Source organism: Sulfitobacter mediterraneus (assembly GCF_003054325.1).
In the GTDB taxonomy this organism is placed as follows: Bacteria; Pseudomonadota; Alphaproteobacteria; order Rhodobacterales; family Rhodobacteraceae; genus Sulfitobacter; species Sulfitobacter mediterraneus.
On sequence record NZ_QBKU01000003.1, the window covers coordinates 41,408 to 60,127 of the forward strand.

The 18,720-nt window shown below is 57.5% G+C and carries 16 protein-coding genes; 9 read left to right on the top strand and 7 right to left on the bottom strand.

Features of this window, described 5'->3' with window-relative positions; translation table 11 throughout:
* Positions 1-217: 217 nt before the first annotated feature.
* Complete coding sequence (locus C8N31_RS05455; RefSeq protein WP_025048472.1) at positions 218-2,407, top strand: serine hydrolase; 2,190 nt, start codon at positions 218-220, stop codon at positions 2,405-2,407.
* Between the two features lie 455 nt (positions 2,408-2,862).
* A complete protein-coding gene (locus tag C8N31_RS05460) occupies positions 2,863-3,453 on the top strand; it encodes a hypothetical protein (protein ID WP_146173106.1) in 591 nt (196 codons plus the stop codon).
* A gap of 274 nt (positions 3,454-3,727) precedes the next feature.
* Here the strand turns inward: C8N31_RS05460 and C8N31_RS05465 are convergent, their stop codons facing one another.
* On the bottom strand, positions 3,728-4,615 hold the full coding sequence (locus C8N31_RS05465) for a LysR family transcriptional regulator (protein WP_025048470.1): 888 nt from the start codon (positions 4,613-4,615) through the stop codon (positions 3,728-3,730).
* 162 nt (positions 4,616-4,777) lie between these two features.
* Here C8N31_RS05465 and C8N31_RS05470 point away from each other — a divergent pair, with 162 nt between their 5' ends.
* The 3 genes from C8N31_RS05470 to C8N31_RS05480 are packed head-to-tail and all read left to right on the top strand — an operon-like array spanning position 4,778 to position 6,262.
* Complete coding sequence (locus C8N31_RS05470) at positions 4,778-5,176, top strand: DUF6326 family protein (RefSeq protein ID WP_037918526.1); 399 nt, start codon at positions 4,778-4,780, stop codon at positions 5,174-5,176.
* Positions 5,177-5,202: 26 nt separating this feature from the next.
* A complete protein-coding gene (locus C8N31_RS05475) occupies positions 5,203-5,847 on the top strand; it encodes a class I SAM-dependent methyltransferase (RefSeq protein ID WP_025048468.1) in 645 nt (214 codons plus the stop codon).
* A 43-nt stretch (positions 5,848-5,890) separates the two neighbouring features.
* A complete protein-coding gene (locus C8N31_RS05480; RefSeq protein WP_025048467.1) occupies positions 5,891-6,262 on the top strand; it encodes a VOC family protein in 372 nt (123 codons plus the stop codon).
* A gap of 19 nt (positions 6,263-6,281) precedes the next feature.
* Here the strand turns inward: C8N31_RS05480 and C8N31_RS05485 are convergent, their stop codons facing one another.
* From C8N31_RS05485 to C8N31_RS05505, 5 genes are all read right to left on the bottom strand, one after another.
* Positions 6,282-6,611 (bottom strand): arsenate reductase family protein, encoded by a 330-nt coding sequence (locus tag C8N31_RS05485; protein WP_025048466.1) that lies wholly within the window; start codon positions 6,609-6,611, stop codon positions 6,282-6,284.
* A 99-nt stretch (positions 6,612-6,710) separates the two neighbouring features.
* Positions 6,711-7,118: a hypothetical protein gene (locus C8N31_RS05490; protein WP_025048465.1), complete on the bottom strand. Its 408-nt coding sequence runs from the start codon at positions 7,116-7,118 to the stop codon at positions 6,711-6,713.
* 153 nt (positions 7,119-7,271) lie between these two features.
* Entirely contained in the window at positions 7,272-8,816 is a 1,545-nt protein-coding gene (locus C8N31_RS05495) for a caspase family protein (RefSeq protein ID WP_025048464.1), read from the bottom strand.
* Positions 8,817-9,878, bottom strand: coding sequence for an OmpA family protein (locus tag C8N31_RS05500; RefSeq protein ID WP_025048463.1), 1,062 nt, complete (start codon positions 9,876-9,878; stop codon positions 8,817-8,819).
* 162 nt (positions 9,879-10,040) lie between these two features.
* Positions 10,041-10,787, bottom strand: a complete 747-nt coding sequence (locus C8N31_RS05505; protein WP_025048462.1) for an IclR family transcriptional regulator domain-containing protein — start codon at positions 10,785-10,787, stop codon at positions 10,041-10,043.
* 84 nt (positions 10,788-10,871) lie between these two features.
* Here C8N31_RS05505 and C8N31_RS05510 point away from each other — a divergent pair, with 84 nt between their 5' ends.
* Genes C8N31_RS05510 through C8N31_RS05525 form a run of 4 tightly spaced genes read left to right on the top strand, consistent with a single transcriptional unit; the run spans position 10,872 to position 14,322 of the window.
* Positions 10,872-11,267 carry a Rieske 2Fe-2S domain-containing protein gene (locus C8N31_RS05510; protein ID WP_025048461.1) on the top strand — a complete coding sequence of 132 codons (396 nt, stop codon included), beginning with the start codon at positions 10,872-10,874 and terminating at the stop codon, positions 11,265-11,267.
* On the top strand, positions 11,264-12,490 hold the full coding sequence (locus C8N31_RS05515; RefSeq protein ID WP_025048460.1) for an aromatic ring-hydroxylating oxygenase subunit alpha: 1,227 nt from the start codon (positions 11,264-11,266) through the stop codon (positions 12,488-12,490). The genes C8N31_RS05510 and C8N31_RS05515 overlap by 4 nt, the downstream gene beginning before the upstream one ends.
* Positions 12,491-12,496: 6 nt before the next feature.
* Positions 12,497-13,900 carry a glutamine synthetase family protein gene (locus tag C8N31_RS05520; RefSeq protein WP_025048459.1) on the top strand — a complete coding sequence of 468 codons (1,404 nt, stop codon included), beginning with the start codon at positions 12,497-12,499 and terminating at the stop codon, positions 13,898-13,900.
* A 14-nt stretch (positions 13,901-13,914) separates the two neighbouring features.
* On the top strand, positions 13,915-14,322 hold the full coding sequence (locus tag C8N31_RS05525) for a hypothetical protein (protein ID WP_146173107.1): 408 nt from the start codon (positions 13,915-13,917) through the stop codon (positions 14,320-14,322).
* Between the two features lie 43 nt (positions 14,323-14,365).
* Here the strand turns inward: C8N31_RS05525 and C8N31_RS05530 are convergent, their stop codons facing one another.
* On the bottom strand, positions 14,366-18,463 hold the full coding sequence (locus tag C8N31_RS05530; RefSeq protein ID WP_025048457.1) for an FG-GAP-like repeat-containing protein: 4,098 nt from the start codon (positions 18,461-18,463) through the stop codon (positions 14,366-14,368).
* Between the last annotated feature and the right edge of the window lie 257 nt (positions 18,464-18,720).

The following is an 18,720-nucleotide window of genomic DNA, read 5'->3' on the forward strand; positions in this document are numbered from 1 at the left end:
CGCAAGCTGACCTTCTGGCCTGCGACCGGCCCGTCATTTAGGCAGAGCACGAGCAGCCCCAAAACCCAACATGCGAAATTCGGCTGTGTCCTGTTTGGCCGGACAGGACAATCCGCTGTCCTTCCAACTTGGAAGAGACCGTTCTTGGGGCGGGGTCCGCTAGATCAGTCCGGTCAGGCGATACAGCCCGGCGGATTTTCTACACGGAGACCACAAGATGACAATGATCGATCCCAGCCCGTTTCTGGCACCTTTAGAAACGGCCATCGCAAACTTCGAAGGGCCTGCGCCAGCGGCCCTTGTGGGCGTGGCACGAGGCGGGCTCAGCGCACAGACTGCCGCCGGGGTGAAGACAGTTGGGCAGGATGCACCAGCCGAGGCCGACGCAAAATTCCACATTGCGTCACAAACCAAGATGATGACCGCAGCCGTGGTCCTTCAGCTGGCCGCTGAAGGGCGGTTCAGCCTTGATGACAAATTGTCCGATGTAATGGATGTCAGTCCGCTGGCCGGGATCGCAAATATCGAAACGGCGACGATGCATCAGTTGCTAACGCACAGTTCCGGCATTCCCGATTACGTCAGTGATTTTATCGGCGAGGCCGGAATTCCGGCCCTTTGGATGCGCTTGTTGATGAACCCGCCTCAAAAGGTCAGCGTTGATGAAGCCATCGAATTTCTGATCGCCCAGAACGCCCCAGCCGAATTTGAACCCGGGCAAAGCACGGAATACTGCAACACCGGATTTTTGCTGTTCCAGCTGGCGATCGAACATGTGACCGGCCAACCGCTTGCCGAGGTGTTCCAGAACCGCATTTTCGATCCGCTGGGCATGAATGACACGTCCTTTCCCGGTATTGGTCGGCCTGACGGGATCATCAGTTCCTACAACACAATGGCTGGCCAACTGTTTGATGTGACCCATCTGCCCATTGACGATGCCGGTGATGGCGGCGTTGTCTCGACAACTGCCGACATGATCAAATTTATGCAAGCGCTCGTGGTCGACAGAACCTTGGTACCCGAAAGCCAGCTTGACGGGTTGGGACATTTCTTTGATGCGGTCGGTTTTGGGCAAGGAGACTTTGTTGGCCACAATGGCGGCACCGTGGGAACCACCAGTGTCACCGTTGTTCATATGCCGACCGGAACTGTGATTTCAGTCGCCTTGACCCATGCCGATCAAAACCAGAACCTGTCGTCGCTGTTTGAACAGGTCAAGAACAACGTCTTGTCCGATGAAGGATGGTCCAATCCTGACATTGGCGATGGCCCGTTAGAGTTTGCGTTCACCGCGGCGGACCTTGGCATCAGCGAAGCCCCCGGTTCGGACGCTACGCCACAGGTTCAGTTGGACATGGACGGCGTATCGCTGTTTCTGGATGGGCCGCTTGCGGAACTTGATACGGGCAATCTGACGTTTTCCGATGGGTCGATCCTTTTTGTGGCAGAGCATTCCGCGGCGCAATTTTCCGTGGCGCAGCACGCGGCAGAGGCGATGAGCGCGGACAACCAGTTGATCGGGCAAAGCGGGAACAATTTGCTGATCGGAGCTCATGGCAATGACGCGCTGAGCGGCGGTGCAGGGGATGACTGGCTTGATGGTGCAGGGGGGCATGATGTGGCCCGCTATGACGCGGATCAGTCGCAGTTCACACTGACCATTGGCCGCGATGGCACAGTATTGATGGACCGATCCGGCGTGTTGGGGGCAGACAAACTAATCTCGATCGAACAGCTGGATTTTGCCACTGGCAGTATCGATGTGCAGGCTTTGGAAGGGCTCGCGAATGTACCTGCCTCTGATCTCTTGGGTATCATTGAGCTCTACACCGCCTATTTCAACCGCGCCCCGGACGCGGCGGGATTGGCCTTTTGGGGGGCGGCCATGGCCAATGGAACGACGCTTGCCGATGCGGCGGCTTTGTTTATGGATCAGGACGAAACCAGAGCGGCCTATCCTGACGGATTGTCGAACGAAGCGTTTGCTGATGCGGTTTACCAGAACGTGCTTGGCCGGATGCCGGATACGGAGGGCAAGGCGTTTTGGGTTGAGGTTTTGGATGACGCCGCCAGCGGCGTTGGACGCGATCACTTTATCCTGGCCGTTTTGGACGGCGCAAAAGCAGCTGCACCGCCGGATGCATCTGCGGAATTTGCAGCGCAACAAATGATTGATCAGGCCTATCTGGAGCACAAGACCGACATCGGCGCCTATTTCGCCGCGACCCGGGGCATGTCAGAGCTGAGCGGCGCCAAGACGGTCATGGAGATTTTCGACGGCTCGCTGTCCAGCCTGAACGCCGCGCGCGTGGAAATTGATGCGCTTTATGAAAGCGCGGTTGCAGCTGAGGGCGGCGCGTTTCTGGTTCCCATCGTCGGGATCTTGGATGATCCGTTCCTTTAGGGCCAAACCTATTCATCCTGCACTGCGGTTTCGCCGTGGAGATTCGCAAGCTATTGAAGCTATTGAAGCTTTTGGACTTTGGCGCTTTCCACGCTGGATGAATGGGGCCCACCCATGCGCGTGGGAGTATCAATCTTTGACGTCACTCTTTGGGCTGTCAGCAAAGGACTTGTCACCATGGCACCCGGATTTCGGGAGATCTTGCGAGTGGAAATTTCCACAACCCGACTGCCCTGAGTTGTGGTAGGCTGGTGCTATTGAAAGATGTTAATTTCCCAAACCACATAAGGATAGCGCCAGTGCCTTACCCAAGCAGAACCGCCGAAAGTGATCTCTATGCATATCTCGTTTCAAAATATCTCGATGAGATACGGGCGCCAAGGAATTACATGGTTTGTGTTGTGACGGCCGCCTCTGGTCATGTCTTCGTCGCGACCTCGGGCAGTGGAGATAGCATGATCGGGACCAAAACCGTCCCTGACTTTCTGACCAAGGCCAATTGGTGGGGTGATCTGGACGAGGATAAAATGGGCAAGAAAAAGTTTCAGAAAGCCACAAGATACGCGCGTGATGTCGGTTCTGATGATGCGGAAACAGCCGAGCGGGGGCGCGAGGCAGTGAGCCTGTTGGCGAAACACAAGCTGGCGACCGAAGCACCGGCCCGCAGTTCACCTGTCGGGTTAGGCGTGGCAAGTGCGGCAATTGCGAACAATTTGACGGCGCCGGATTATGCCTACAGCAAGCCCGGTTCCTCTGTGATCTATAACACAAGCGGAGGCCGCCGCGACTGTGCCGAACCACGCGCGCTTGAATTGGCGGGAAACGCGGGCGGCAAGATCACCGGAATGACGACAATCTGGCATGGATCACCTGATCACAAAAACTACCGTGGCTATGTGGACGACAGGAAGTTTGCAGATGTCACAATCAACGCGGCCAAACCCTGTGATTTCTGCGTTGCCAACGAAGCAAGGGTAATGGCCGAGGTCGCCCGTGCGACGACGCAACCTATTGGAACTTTACGGCGACGCCATTCAATTGGCTGAGGGGTGCATCGCGCAGATCGCAGCCGGCATTGGTTTGGGCGCTGAAAGGTAACTTGGGGCAGGTCGCGGACTGGGCTTCGGTCAATCTTGTAGCAGTTCAACGAAGCGTTTTGGGTATGCTCAGGCAGATAGGCCGCCTGACGTAATTGGCTTTGTGGAGCGTAGAAGACTTGCGAAAATGGCGGCTGACCGCCCCGTTGGCGCCTTGATCAAAAACGCAGCGCCATCTGAAACACAAACACTAACGGATGTAGCTTGAAATCCAAAACCGACCTCAGGCTGGCAAACCGCGGGCCAAAAGGTCAAAGACGATCCGGATGCGCCGGCTGGTCAGCAATTCCCGGTGCGTGACAAGCCAAATCGGGAATTCAAGAGGGGGAAAATCAGGCAAAACCTTTTCCATGCCCGGCTCGGCATCCCCCAAAAACTCGGGTTGCATTGACACCCCATAACCGGCTTTTGCCAGCTCCCACGCGACGGTGCCGCTGGCGCTGGACATCACAAAACTTTCCGCACGCAGGGGAATGCCCATATTGTGCATGGGCGCCATCATGCGTTCGGGATCTGCATTCCCGACAAAGTCATGATCGGCAATGTCGCGCAGAGTGCGGGGGCGACCGGCGCGGTCGAGGTATGAAGTCATGGCGTACAGATTGGCGCGAAAATCGCCAAGATGTCGCGCAATCAGATCGGGCTGTTCCGGGCGGACATGGCGGATCGCGATGTCGGCCTCGCGCTGGGTCAGGTTTTGCATGTCACTGGAGGCGATGATCCGGACGCGGATGCCGGGGGCGATCTCTCGCAGGGGCCTCAACACGCCCGGCAAAACCTCAGTTGACAACAGGTCCGTGCCGGTCACTGTCACCTCGCCGATAACGTCCTGTGATTTGCCCTCAGCCACCACCGATATCAATGACGCGGCCTCGCCCATGGCACGCACGTGATCAAGCAGATCGCGGCCCGCTTCCGTCAGGGTCAATCCACGCACGCTGCGCTCAACCAAGGTCACGCCAAGTGCCTCTTCCAAGGCACCGATCTGACGACCGATCGTTGGCTGGGTGGATTTCAAAACCCGCGCAGCGCCGCTGAACGTGCCCTCCTCGGCGGTGGCGAGGAAGGCGCGTACCTGATTCCAGTCAAAGGAGATGGCCTGCCAGTTCATTCATGGGCGTATAGCAGATACACGGATTTTGGCAATTCACCATTCACCCACGCATAGTAGAACCGCTCAGAACCCGTTAACGCCGCTCAAGTTCTTGAGGGGCAGATGCGCGAGGACCATTCACCCGGTGCCGCGCCAAGCCTGAAAAGTGAAAGAAAAAACATGCGAAAGATCGACCCTCATACGCTGCTTTCGGCGCTCTGGCTCTTTATCCTGCTCAACATCATCTTTCGCGACATCCATCAATTTGCCCTGAAGGCTCATTTGGAAATGCTGTTGACGGGGCGCTACAACGGCATGCTGATCACAGAGGAACTGATGCTGTTGGGCGGTTTTCTGGTGCAGGTGCCCATCGCAATGGTGCTGTTTTCGCTGGTGTTGACCCGCAGAATTGTCCGCCCCGTCACCATCGTCGCGGCGGTCATAACCACCGGAACGCTTGCTTCGACGCCGCCCTCGGACATGGATGACACATTTCACCTCATTATTGAACTTGCCGCCATGACGGCAATCGTCTGGACAGCCTGGCGTTGGCCGGACGCAGATCGGGTGCCGGTTTGAAGTTAGGAGCGTTGTGGAACAACCAGATGTTTGCGCAGACGCCCTTGCAGGACCGCGCCGGACATTACGACAGGCTTGCGCCTTATTATGACAGGTTACATCACCGCTGGCTGCGCCATGCGGGCGGAGAAGCTCAGGCAGCTTTGGAGGCATTGGTGCGGGTGCTGGCCACCCCGCAAACCACGCTGCTGGATGCGGGATGCGGCACCGGACATCTGGCACGATCCTTGATCGCCGAAGGCATGCTGCCGCAGTCAATGACCCTGCTTGATCCGGCGGCGGCGATGCTTGCACTCTGCGCGGACATACCAGCGGAAAAGGTCAATGGTCGCCTTGAGGCCCTGCCATTTCAGGACGACACCTTCGATCTTGTAACATGCGCCTGGGCGTTGGAGACGGTTCCCGATCCCTTTGTGGCCTTGAGCGAGCTGTGCAGGGTTGTTCGGCCCGGCGGCGCATTGTGCCTTGCGTTCTGTGCGGATCGACCGGTTCGTGGTGTGGCAGATCGGTTGATGAGGCAGGCGCTTTTGTGTCGGGGCACGGGCCGCTTTTTATCCTGCGCCGGGGTGCTGCGGGATATTGAACGTTTTGACGGTTTTGAGGCGCGTGCTATTCCGAGCCACGGACCGGCGGCCACCATTCTTGCAAGGCGGGCGGCCAACAAGACCTAAGTGACTTGAAGGTCTGGCGTGAAATTTGACGAGGAAACCACCGATGATTGGATATGTCACAGTCGGAACCAATGACTTTGAGGCGGCACTGGAATTTTACGACGGCCTGTTCTCCAGCATTGGTGTGGATCGCCTCTGGAAACACGGCCACATGGCGGCTTGGGGGCAATCGAGAGAAACGCCCACATTGTGCATTGCTTGTCCATTCGACGGGGCGCCGGCAAGTGTTGGCAACGGTGTGATGATCGCCCTGAGGATGGCCGACACAGAAACCGTTGACACCATGCACGCCCAAGCTGTTGCGCGTGGCGGCGCGGATGAGGGATCACCCGGACCGCGCGGCGATCATGGGTTTTATGGCGGTTATTTTAGGGATCTGGAGGGCAACAAGATCTGCGCCTACGTCCCGGCTTAACCCCGGCTCACGCCAGACCTTACCCCTCAAGCAAGGCCTGTTGCACAGCCTCATCCCAGCCAAGGTAGTATGAGTTCTGATCGCGGATCACCGGGCGGGCCATGACCTTGGGCTTGGCCGAGATTTGCGCATCCGCCTCTGACTCTTTCAACCACGCGCTTAGCCCGCGATAGTCATTGGTGCTTCGATCCACCAAACGATCTCCGAACTCGGCAATCAGTTCCGCCAATTCCGCCTCGCTCAACGGCTCTGCCCGAACGTCGCGAAATTGCACGTCTTTGCCGTCCGCTTCCAAGGCCTTGAGGGCCTTTTGGCATAGCGAGCAAGTGCTCAACCCGTAAATTATCATGTGGTTCGCTCCTTGGGGTTTGGTCTTGCACACATCGCATTCTAAAGAACACAAGGCGGCGTCTTCATTTTTGGGGCAACCTCAGGTTGGCCCGATCCCTCAGGCCATCGGCGCGAGGACCTTGCACCGCGTGATGGCGGCATCAACATTAAAGAACGCCTGTTCAATCGCCTTTTTCCCCAACCCGTTGAGCCGAATTTGAAAAACCTTCTCGGTCCCGGCTTTGCATTTGACCGTCACCACACCGTTTTGAAGCGGACCGCGAAAGGTCACGGTCGCGTCCACCTCTGGCGGGTTGGCAAGGTTCTGCGCTGTGCGCTTGGCCGCGTCCTGGCCTTCGGCATTGAGCAAACCATCTTTGCCCAGTTTCACCTCGGCATGTCGAAAGGCAGTGACCTTGGCGCTTCGATCATAAATTGTGGCATGCGGAAACCGTTTCATCGCATGGGTCGGCCAGATTTGAAAAAGCTCACCATCTCCGGTAATTGCAATCGATAGCCCAGCCATGGTGACACTCCTGTTTCAATCGGCACGTGCCCCTCGCTAACATGCCCGCCTCGCATGATCCACATAGCAAGCATTTTAGCAAAGCGGGGCCAAAGACCATCAGCCGCTTAAGGCCGGTTCACCTATAAAGAGAACTCAACTTGCTGGGGGGGACTATTTACACTTGCCCGTCGCCCAGGCCCGCAGCCCCTGTTTGAACACCCCGCCAAAGGGATGCGCCTTGGACAGCGCCCGGACGTTGTTGTCCTTGGTATAGGTCGTACCCTGATCACAAAGCGCGGCATAGGTCCATTCGTGACAATTTGAACAGCTCTGATCTTTCCACAATTCTTCGGGAATGCCCTCGATAGGTGGGAACATCGGCGCGAGTTGAACGATTTCGGCGATGCTCAGCCCTTGGATGGGCGCACCGCCAGTGGGGAAAGGGGTCTCAAAGGTCAGGCCGGACAGATCCACAACTGCGGGGGTGGCGGGCACCACAGCGGCGGTTTCTGCCGGGGCTTGTGTTGTGGATTGCGCAACCGCTGCCCGTTCGGCTTTTTCCTTGATGATTTTCAATTCAAACGCGGCCAGTTCGGCATATGTGCCCTGGGGGAACACATCCAGATAGGCTTGATAGTCAACCGCTGATCCGCTGCTTTGTGCGGCGCCGATCAATTCGTCTTCGCTCACGCTGGGGGGTTGAGGGGCAGGGGCCTGCACGGTTGGCGTGGCGGCGGCGATCACTTCGGTTTCGGGCGCCTCTTTTGTGCCGCTGTCCGGGCTGGCGGCAGGGGCGGTTCCCAATTCCTTTTCCATCATCGCGGTCAGTTGCACGCGCGCCTCTTCTTGATAACGGCCCGCGGGGTAGCTGCGCAGAAACAGCATCAACTGCACCGGATCTTCGCTTGTCTTGACGGAATCCCAAAGCTGCTTTTCCTGCAATTCTTCGGCTGTCAATTGCGCCTTGGCCTCAAAAAAGAACTCCCCCGTCAGCGACGAGGTATCCCAGGGTGTCTGGCGTCCGTTGGTTTCTTGGATGACCTGCACACGGGTGCGTTTGAAGGTCTGTTCGATGGGCAGGCCAGCGGTGTTGATCTGCACGGCCAAGGCTTTGGTAAACGGGCTGTTGCCATCCAAACCGTCCAGCGCGACCGCGCCGGGCGCGGTGGAGTAGGACAGGAAGGTGCCTGTCGGCGCTTTCATCTCGGCCAGTCCATTGTCGTTGAGGTCGCGAATAGCCTCAAACGGGTTGTTCCGGCAGGCGTCCAGAATAACGATATTGGTTTTGTTCTGCGCTGAACGCATCTGCCGCAAGACTGCCTCGGCCTGAACGGCGACCAAGGACAAATCCGCAGCGTCGGTCAGACTGGCATCTACCGGCAGCAGATAGTTTTCGCCAAACGACTGCACTGCGTGACCGGCGTAATAAAACAAACCGGTGGCGTCCTTGCCCGCAGCCCGCAAATCACGGCCAAACTGCGCGATACCGCGGTTGAGCGCACCTTGCCCAACATCCGTCAACACCGTTACCTCAAAGCCCTTGCTGGTCAGTGCCTTGGCCATCAATTCAGCGTCATGAACGGGATTGTCCAACTGCGTGACCGCAGAGTAACTGCCGTTGCCAACAATCAGCGCCAGACGGGTCTCGGCCAATGCGGCATTCACCCCAAAACACAGAACCAGCAGCGCCGCCCACAGTCGAAAGATATGTCTCATCTAGTTCTCAAGCACCTTGAATTCGATTCGGCGGTTGTCCCAACGCCCTTTTTTGGTGTTGTTGTCTGCAATGGGCTGTGTCTCTCCGTAACCCTTGGCGATCATTGTGTCTTTTGCAAGACCCTTGCCCTGTAGATAGGTGACAACAGAGGCCGCGCGGGATTCCGACAATCGTTGATTGGACGCCGCTGAACCAACGCTGTCGGTGTGCCCGCCAACCTCGATGACCATGCCGGGGCAGCGCAGAACGATATTGGCGAGGCTGTCCAACAATGGGCCGGATTTGTTTTCCAAACGTGAAGATCCGGATGCAAAATAGATATTTCCGGTCCGTGACAGGATTTCGAACCGTCCCTTGCAGGCTGCCTTGTCAAAATCCCCCTCAGCTTCAAGCGCGGCATTGGCAGGCTGTGCGGGGGCGGCGGCGGGGGCCACTGCAACGGTTGATGTGTTGCGGGCAAAGACCCAGTCGAATGAAACGGTCGCCGATGGAATGATCGTGACGTTTGCCGCATCCTGCAACTTGCCCAACCCTTCGGTCAGGTTGAAATCGGCCACTGGCACTGAGATCGGCGTGGCCGAGGCGATAGAGACCAGATCATCGGTCAGCAAGGTCGCGGTCACGACAGATTGGTAGGATTGTGTGACGCCGTGCAGGTCGATGGTATAATCAACAGCGACCTTCTTGCGCCGGACCGTGGCCAAATCAGCGATGTCATCGGGGTTGATCTGGGCGGTGATTTTGGCCTCTGGAAATTTGAACGTTTCAAAGAACAGAAACCGCATACGCACATTGCGCAGGTCGATCTTGGTGTCGACGGAATCGAGCAGGACCGTGACATTGGCCATCCCGCTTTCGTCGATTGTCCCTTGAAAAGTGGCAAAACCGCTTGATTCCACCACTGTTTGTTTCTTGACTGATTGAAAGCTCAGGTTGGACATCTCGGTGTTGAGCGTCCAGCCCCCCTCAAACGGTGATTGCGCGGCAGCGGGCAGGATCGCGATCAAAGAGAGTAGCAGCGCGGCATAGATCGTGTTGAGCCAGAGTTTACCGTGAGTCATCTTTGATAGCCCTTCTTTTGCGGCTGAATGCCCCGCCCGGCGAAAAAAAATATAGAAAAGTGAACCGCGTGATGATGGCCCTATCTTGCCCACTGATCAAGGCTTTAGGGCAGGATTTGTAGTTTTTATGGGTTTAATGGCCCGCGGCGCGGGCAGGCAATGTTATCTGCGCAGGCTCATCGCCGCTTTGCGCAGGATATCCAGCACATGATCAAGCTGCCTTTGGTCGTTGAGGGAATTGACCGATGCCGTGGTCGCCAAGACCGCCTGCGTTTGGGAAATCTCTTGAACGGGCACCGCGACACCGGCGGCGCCCATCTCAAATTCGTTTGCGGCATAGGCAAAGCCTTGAACGGCGGCTTTTTGAACTTTGGCCTCAATGGTGGCGTGGTTCAGCTCCGTCTTTTCGGTAAAGCGCTGGATCTCGCAATCTGCCATGATCTGAGCCCGCTGCGACGCCGGGCAACTGGCCAAAAGCATACGCCCAACCGCAGTGGGCAATAGCGGCAAGGTGCTGCCGACGGACAGCCCCAAGGACAAGCGGGCCGAGGGCACGGCAGATCGCGCCACATAGATTGCGCGGCTGCCGTCCCGCACCGCCAGTGCAATCTCTCCGTCCAGTTCTTTGGCGAATTGATCCAGTGTCGGCTGCACAGTTTTGCCGATGTATTCCGCCTTGAGATAACCACCCGCAATGGCCAGCACTTTGGGCGTCAGCCGCAAAACCTTTTCGTGTTTGTAAAGATAACCGCTGCTTTGCAAAGTCAGGCACAACCGGCGGGCCGTGGCGCGGTCATATCCGGTCAGCCGTGCGATGTCCGCCATGGTCAAATCACTGCGTCCGCCTTCAAAGCAACTCAGGACAGCCAGACCTTTGGCGAATGTCGATGCGGTGTCACGCGGGCTCATGTTGACGGCGGTCCTCATGTCAGGCTACGTTCATATTGCGCATTATTGTTCGTATATCGCACAAATAGCAAAGGTTCAACATCCATGACAACGCCCCAAGCCACTGCGCACAACAAAGTCGAGGGTCATTGGAAAGTCATTGCGCAGTCCAAGACGCTGGATGCGGGGCGGCCGCTTTTGCCGATCACCCTTGGCAATGACCGCTTTGTTCTGTTTCGTGACGAAGAGGGCGGATTGGGGCTGATTGGCCGGAACTGCCCGCACCGGGGCGCCGATCTGTGCTTTGGCCGGCTCGAAGACAACGGGTTGCGTTGCCCCTTTCATGGCTGGCATTTTGACCGGACCGGCCAATGTGTAGAACAGCCCGCCGAACCGGAAGGGTCAAAAATGTACACCCAGATCAAAGTGCCGATGGTGCCCGTGAAAGAGGAAAACGGCGTGATCTCGGCATGGTGCGAAACAACGGGGGACAAGACATGATCAGCCAAGCCTTGAACGACCAGATCACGCGCATCGGGCCAAACACGGATGCCGGCAATGTGCTGCGCCAATACTGGCAACCCGCCGCGCTCAGCGATGAGTTGGCGGGCGAATTTCCAGTCGCGGTGAATTTGCTGGGGGAACGGCTGGCCTTGGTCCGGTCCGGCGACGGTGCCTTGCAATTGAAAACGCGCATCGTGCCGCAGGGGGAGCCAGCTGCGCATTGCCCGGCGGCTCAGGAAATCACCCTAGATCCGGATGGGGCGACCTATCCAGCCCACGAAATCAAAGGCGCGGTATTTGCTTATATGGGGCCGGGTGATCCGCCGGAGTTTCCCAATTTCGATTGTTTCCGCGCCCCGGATAGCCATGTGTTTGCGTTCAAAGGTTTGTGGCGCTGCAACTGGCTTCAGGCGCTTGAGATCGGGATTGACCCGGCACATGCCTCGTTCCTGCACAGGTTCTTGGAGGACGAAGACCCAAGCGACGGCTACGGGAAACAATTCCGCGACAAGGCGGCCCATACGGATATGCCGATGACGCAGGTTCTGCGCGATTATCCACGCCCCGAGATCCAGGTGGATGAGACCGACTATGGTCTCAAGATCACCGCCCTGCGCCACATGGAAAACGATCTGACCCACGTGCGCGTGACCAACCAGATCTTCCCCGAGGCGATCTGTATCCCGATGTCGCGGGAAATGACGATCACCCAATGGCATGTGCCGATCGATGATGAAAACTGCTATTGGTTCACGATCTTCACCAGTTTCAACAACCCGGTGAACAAGGATCTGATGCGCGATCAAAGGCTTAAGGAACACCGTTTGCCCGATTATGCCCCACTCAAGAACCGCGAGAACAATTATCACTACGACCCCGCCGAACAGGAAACCCTGACCTATACAGGCATGGGTCTGGACATTAACGTGCATGACCAATGGGCGGTTGAAGGGATGGGTGCAATTCAGGACCGAAGACAAGAACATCTGGGCCGCAGCGATGTGGCGATCATCCGTTATCGGCGGATGCTGCGAAAGGCGATTGCCGATCTGGCGGCAGCGAGACCCGAGGAATTGCCAATGCAGGGCCGCGCAGATGTTTCCGCGATCCGCGGGCCACTGTCGAATGACGCTATCGCGCCCACCGAAAATTGGCAAAGCGCCAGCCATGCGGCAGATACCGCGCGGCGGGCAGAATGCCCTTGGGACGCATCGGTTTAAGGCATTATGAACACCCGCGCAGACCAGATTTCGCATGTCCTTGAAACCGTTGCGGAGCAGGGCATTGAGACCCTGCGCATTTGCTTTGCCGATCAACACGGCATTTTGCGCGGCAAGACCATCGTCGCCAGCGCGTTAAGCTCGGCCTTTGAAAAGGGCATCGGCATCCCGTCGACCTTGCTGCTTAAGGACACATCCAACAGCACCGTTTTCCCGGTCTGGGCCGAAGGGGCACATGTCGCGGATCTGCCTTTGGCGGGGGCGGGGGATGTTTTGATCCGCCCTGATCCGGCGCGATTTTTCATCCTGCCATGGTCGCCGCATTCGGCGGTCCTGCTGTGCGATGTGATAGACCGCAGCGGCGCCGCGGTGCCTTTTGCATCTGGCGCGGTGCTGGCCAAGGCGGTGGCTGATCTGGACGCTGCGGGCTATCAGGCAGTCTTTGGCCTTGAGGTGGAGTTTCAGGTCTTTCACCTGCGCGATGCCGCTCTTGGGCATGATCAAGCCACCATGCCGCCTGCACCCGTTCAAACCTCCAACCTGACCCAAGGCCATCAATACCTCAGCGAAACCCGCTATTCCGAGGCGCAGGATCTGCTGGATGATCTGCGCCGCCACGCAGATGCCTTGGGGCTTGAGCCGCGTTCGATGGAGATCGAGATGGGGCCAAGCCAGTTTGAGTTTACCTTTGCCCCATCGGACCCGCAAACCCAGGCGGATCGGTTTGTGCTGTTCCGCACGATGGTCAAAGAGGTCTGCCATGCACGGGGGCTGCACGCGACGTTCATGGCCAAACCCAACCCGCCAAACGCAGCGGCGAACGGCTGGCACATCCATCAATCCCTGATCGCAAATGACACAGGCCAAAACGTGTTTGTGCCAGAGGCAGATGGCGGATTGACGCCGCAAGCCGATGGCTGGATCGCGGGTTTGTTGGCACATGCCACTGCGTCTTGCTTGCTGACCAATCCGACGGTGAACAGCTACAAACGGTTTACGCCCTTCCAACTGGCCCCGAACCGCATTCAATGGGGTTGGGACAATCGCGGCGCTATGGTGCGGGCGTTGATGTATCCCGGTGATGCCGCTTCGCGCATTGAAAACCGTGTGGCTGATACCACCGCAAATCCGCATTTTGCCTTTGCCGCGCAGATCTATGCCGGGCTGTCAGGGCTCAGATCCCAAACACCCGCGCCGCCCGCGACGGAATCCCCCTACGGTGAGGGTGCAGACCGGTTGCCGCAAAGCTTGTTGGCCGCAATTGAGGCCTTTGACGGATCAGACCACATCAGGCAGAACTTTGGCGATGCATTCACATCCTATCTGGCCACCCTCAAACGCGCGGAATGGGATCGGTATTTGATGACCGTTTCGGAATGGGAACAGCAAGAATACTTTGGCTTGTTTTGATGGTGGGCGCGACTGTGCCAACACAAACGGACGCTGGGTTCGACGATTTCATTGATGGCTACTTCCCGCTGGCGGTCTCGATCTCGCACCTGATGCAGCGGCGCGGGCTGACCTTTGCGCGGCTGACGCTGACCCACGCGCCGATCATGCATATTGCCGATCTGCACCCTGATGCACCGGTCCCGCTGAATATCACCGCCGGGCGGGCAGGCATGATTGACCAGATGGTGCTGATGGTGCAGGCAGCGGGCCAAACATGCCGCTTGCAGGGCCATGCATCATGGCGTTGGCTGGATGGGTCAGATACAGGCCGGATCTTTGATCCGCAAACGCGGCTCGCCGAACCGGCCTATTTGCAAGGCAATGCGATGCGCGCCGACGAGATGCCACCCATTGATGGTGCGGCCATTCTTCGGGTATAGATTTCACGCAAAAGCGGCAGGCCAAGGGCCAACCGCCCCGATCTTAGAAACCCAGCATCGGGTCTTCCATTTCCTCTGGGTCATCCTGCGGGACCATGCCATCGTCGGCACCCTCTGGCAGCGCAAGCGCGGCCATAATCTCTTCCCCCGTCATTTCTTCGGGGTCAGCTGCCGGGCCAGGGGCATCTTGCCAGAAACTATCAGTTTCGGTGACCACCAGTTGCAGTGCATCGCGCCCGATTTCTTCGCCAACCTCGTCAAACTCCACCACCGACACGTCATAGATGTGATCGCCGTTGGTGTCCCACAGCTGATCATAGGACGGGGTGAACCAGCTTTTGTTGCTGACCGCGCCTGTGTCATTGTCGACGTCGAAATGCCCCGCGTCCGGCCCTTCGAGAGCAAATCTCAGGACAGTCTCATCGGGGCCGCCGCCGATGCCTCCACCAGTATCGCCGCCTGTGCCGTCATCGGGATCAGTGTCATCGCCAGTGCCCGGATCTTCCCCCGGATCGGTATCGCCGCCATCGTCCAATGGCGCATCGCCAACCTGCCAGAACGTATCTGCCGGGGTTACAACCAGTTCGAAATGGTTGGCGCTGATCTCTGCGCCGTTTTCATCAAGGCCCAGCACGGAAACCTCATAAATGTGATCGCCGTTGGTGTCCCAAACCTGATCGTAGTTTGGCGTGAACCAGTCTTTGTTGGTGACTTCGCCGGTGTCGGGATCAAGGTCAAAGTGACCCGCATCCGCACCCGACAAAACATAGCTTTCGCCTGCGCCCGTGCCGCCGTCAAGCGGATCGCCGCCGTCACCGCCACCAACAGTATCGTCGCCAGTGCCGCCATCGACGGTATCGTCGCCAGTGCCGCCATCGACGGTATCGTCGCCTGTGCCATCGTCTACTGTGTCATCGCCGCTTCCGTCATCGACGGTGTCATCACCCGTGCCATCATCTACGGTGTCGTCGCCACCCGTTAAATCAATCGCATCGCGCCATATGGCTTCGTTCGGGGTGACCACCAGTTGCAAATCGCTGCGGCCGATTTCGGCGCCGGTTGCATCATGTTCGATCACGGAGGTTTCATAGATGTGATCACCGTTGGTATCCCAAACCTGATTGTAGTCAGGGGTGAACCAATCTTTGTTGCTAACCTCGCCGGTGGCTGCGTTCACGTCAAAATGCCCGGCGTCTGGTCCGCCGAGTGAATAGAAGGGGCCATCGCCGCTGCCGCCATCAACGGTGTCATCGCCACTGCCGCCGTCTACGGTATCATCACCATTGCCGCCATCGACAGTGTCATCGCCGCTGCCATCATCAACCGTGTCCTCGACCACCTCGGGCAGAACCAGATCACCGGTCAGACCAAAATCACCCGCGCTTAGCGGCGCATCGGACAGAACTGTGACCGTCAGAACCCCATCGGTGACAGGTAGCGTCACGGTCATTTCACCATCCACCCAAGACAAGGCGTCCGATACGTCTTCAGCCGTATCAAAGCCTGCAATTTCAGACAGGTCGATCTGGTCTGCCGCGCCATTGGCACCAAAATCGGTGATGCGAACGCTGCCGGGCAGATCCTGCAAAAAGAACACATCATCGCCATCGCCGCCGGTTACAACATCGCTGCCGCCGCCCGCATAAATCTGATCATCGCCCGCGCCGCTGTTGATCTGGTCATTGCCCGCGCCGCCCAGCAAGGTGTCATTGCCAACGCCGGAGTTCATCAGATCATTGCCATTGCCGCCTTCGGCATAAAAGCCGGATCCGGCGCTGCCGCCGTCCAGAATGTCATTGCCATCATCCAGGAAAATCCGGTCAGAGCCTTCAGGCGTGCCGATAAACACCAGATCATGGCCATCACCGCCGTGAATTTCGTCATCAAGCTGGCTGCCTGCGATCAGGTCATTGCCCGCACCGCCATAAATCGTGTCGGTGCCGCGTCCGCCGATCAAAGTGTCATCGCCATCGTTGCCATAGACAATGTCGTCTTCGTCGCGGGCAAACACGTGATCGTTGCCTGCCCCGGCAGTGATCACATCATCACCATACAGCCCTTCGATCTGGTCATCGCCATCGCCGCCGTTGATCGTATCGGCCCCATGTCCGCCGCGCAGCGTATCTGCGCCATCGCCGCCATCGATCAGATCATCGCCCGCATCCCCTTCGACGCTATCGTCCCCGCCAAGCGCCAGAATTGTATCATCGCCTGTGGTGCCAACCAGATTGTCGTCACCTTCGGTGGCTTGGTTTGTGTCATCTTCGGGTGGATTGCTGTCAGAAACATAGGCCGCTGTGTCAAAATCCTGCACCAAAGGTGCACCATCGACCTGTTCAAAACCGGTGCCCGTGGACAATGCAACCTGCACGCCCTCCGCGCCAAATCCGACCAGATCCGCCATGCCGTCGCCATCCACATCGGCCACGGCGCGGGCGTCGGCATCATTGGTCCAGCCCTCGGATGTGCCCATCAGCGTGGACCAGGACGTGGCATCGTCAAACCCTGTGCCGGTTGAGAGCGCGACATAGACGCCATCTGCGCCAAAAGACACAACATCAGACAGCCCATCGCAATCAACGTCGGCAATTGTGCGCGTGTGATCCGCGGCGTTCCAGTCGCTGCCCGCGGCAGCCTCATCCAGCCAAAGCTCGGTCTCGTCAAAGCCACTGCTGTTGGACGTGGCGACCGATACGCCATCACTCCCAAAACCGACAATATCGGCCAGCCCGTCGCCGTTCACATCATCCAACACCCGCACATGATCATCCATGCGCCAGCCATCATTGTAGCCAAAATCGGTTGACCATCTCTGGCCCGCTTCAAAACCCGTTCCGGTGGACAGGGCCACTGTCACTTGGTTTTCGCCAAAGGCCACAACATCGGCCAGCCCGTCACCATCCACATCCGCCACATCGCGCTCGTGCCGGCTGCTGGTCCAACCGGCATCGCTGTCAAAGCCGTTTGACCAAAGCTCAATGGTTTCAAAACCGCTGCCATCGGACAAAGCCACAATCACATTGCTGCCGCCAAAGCCGACAATGTCGTCCAAGCCATCGCCGTTCACATCGCCCAAGGCGCGGTCATGGCTATCAACGCGCCATCCACCTGCGTTCTGGGTAAAATCGTTTATCGCTGCTGTGGCGCTCTCAAACTGGGTGCCGTCTGAATGTGCGATCTGCACGCCGGTCTCGCCAAATCCGGCGATATCGGCCATGCCATCGCCGTTGATATCCGCCAAGGTGCGGATGTGTTCGGCGTTATCCCAACCGCCTGCGCCGCTGGCAAATTGATCCGACCAGTTTTCAGGATGTGCATGGGGGTCCGGCAAGTTGCCAACCTCATAGCTGGCCTCGGTCCATGCGCGGTAAGTGTCCGAAATGATCGGATTGCCATCCGCATCGGTGCCGCTGGCCACATGAGGATCATGGGCGGCATATTCGTAAAAGGTATCAAGGTTCTGCGCCGCATCCTCATCAGACAGGTTTGCCCCCAAATCGGCAGAGGCATATTCGACATAGGAAATCAGCTCATGATCGCCGCTGTAAAACTGCTGTGCCTCATAGGCAAATTGCGAGGAGTTCACATGGTCCGAATGGTTGCCGCCCGCATGTTCAGAACTGTGATCCTGAATGAGAATGGCGTCAGGCTGATGATGTTCCATGATCCCGAGCAGAAGACCGGAAACATCATCAGCTGATAGGGTATTGGACCCGTCAACACTGCCAATCGCGGCAATATCGCCGTCCCACAATTGTTCAAGACTTTGCTGATCCGTGCTGGCATAGCCAGACCCGTTTGGATTGCCATCGGGCAGACGCAGGAAATACAAACGGATGTCAGGATCGCTTTCCAGATAGGATGCGCGGACCTCAAAATCATCGCTGCCATTGCTGAAGGTTGTAACCGTATCGACCCAGTCATCCGCCCCGGCCATATGCGCATATGCGGCCTTGGCCCCCAGTTCGCGACCTTCCCAATAGTCCGCGTCCTGTCCGGCATCACCAGCTGTCAAATAGACTGTCGTGTGCCCGCCGCCCGCAGAAATACTGTGCTGGATATCGGGGTTCTGAAACAGCAGATCGTCATCAATATGAGCGACAATGGATAGTGTTGCGCCCGCAGCATTTGAAAGAGGCATCGGGGGGTCTCACAGTTCTATTTGGTCCTAAACAAGGCAGAGATTGCCTGAAAGGACGGCCATCTGGCAACGCTCTGCAATGGCGGTACTTCGTGTTTAATTGAATAAAATCATTATATTGAGCCAAATCTGATTGGATTTAGCTGGGTCAAACAAGCGTTAAATAAGGCAAGGGCCGGCCGCTCTTGGGTGACAATAATCGGAGATTTCAGGAATTGTTTCGATTCAATCATCGGGTGAATCCACAATTAGGCCGA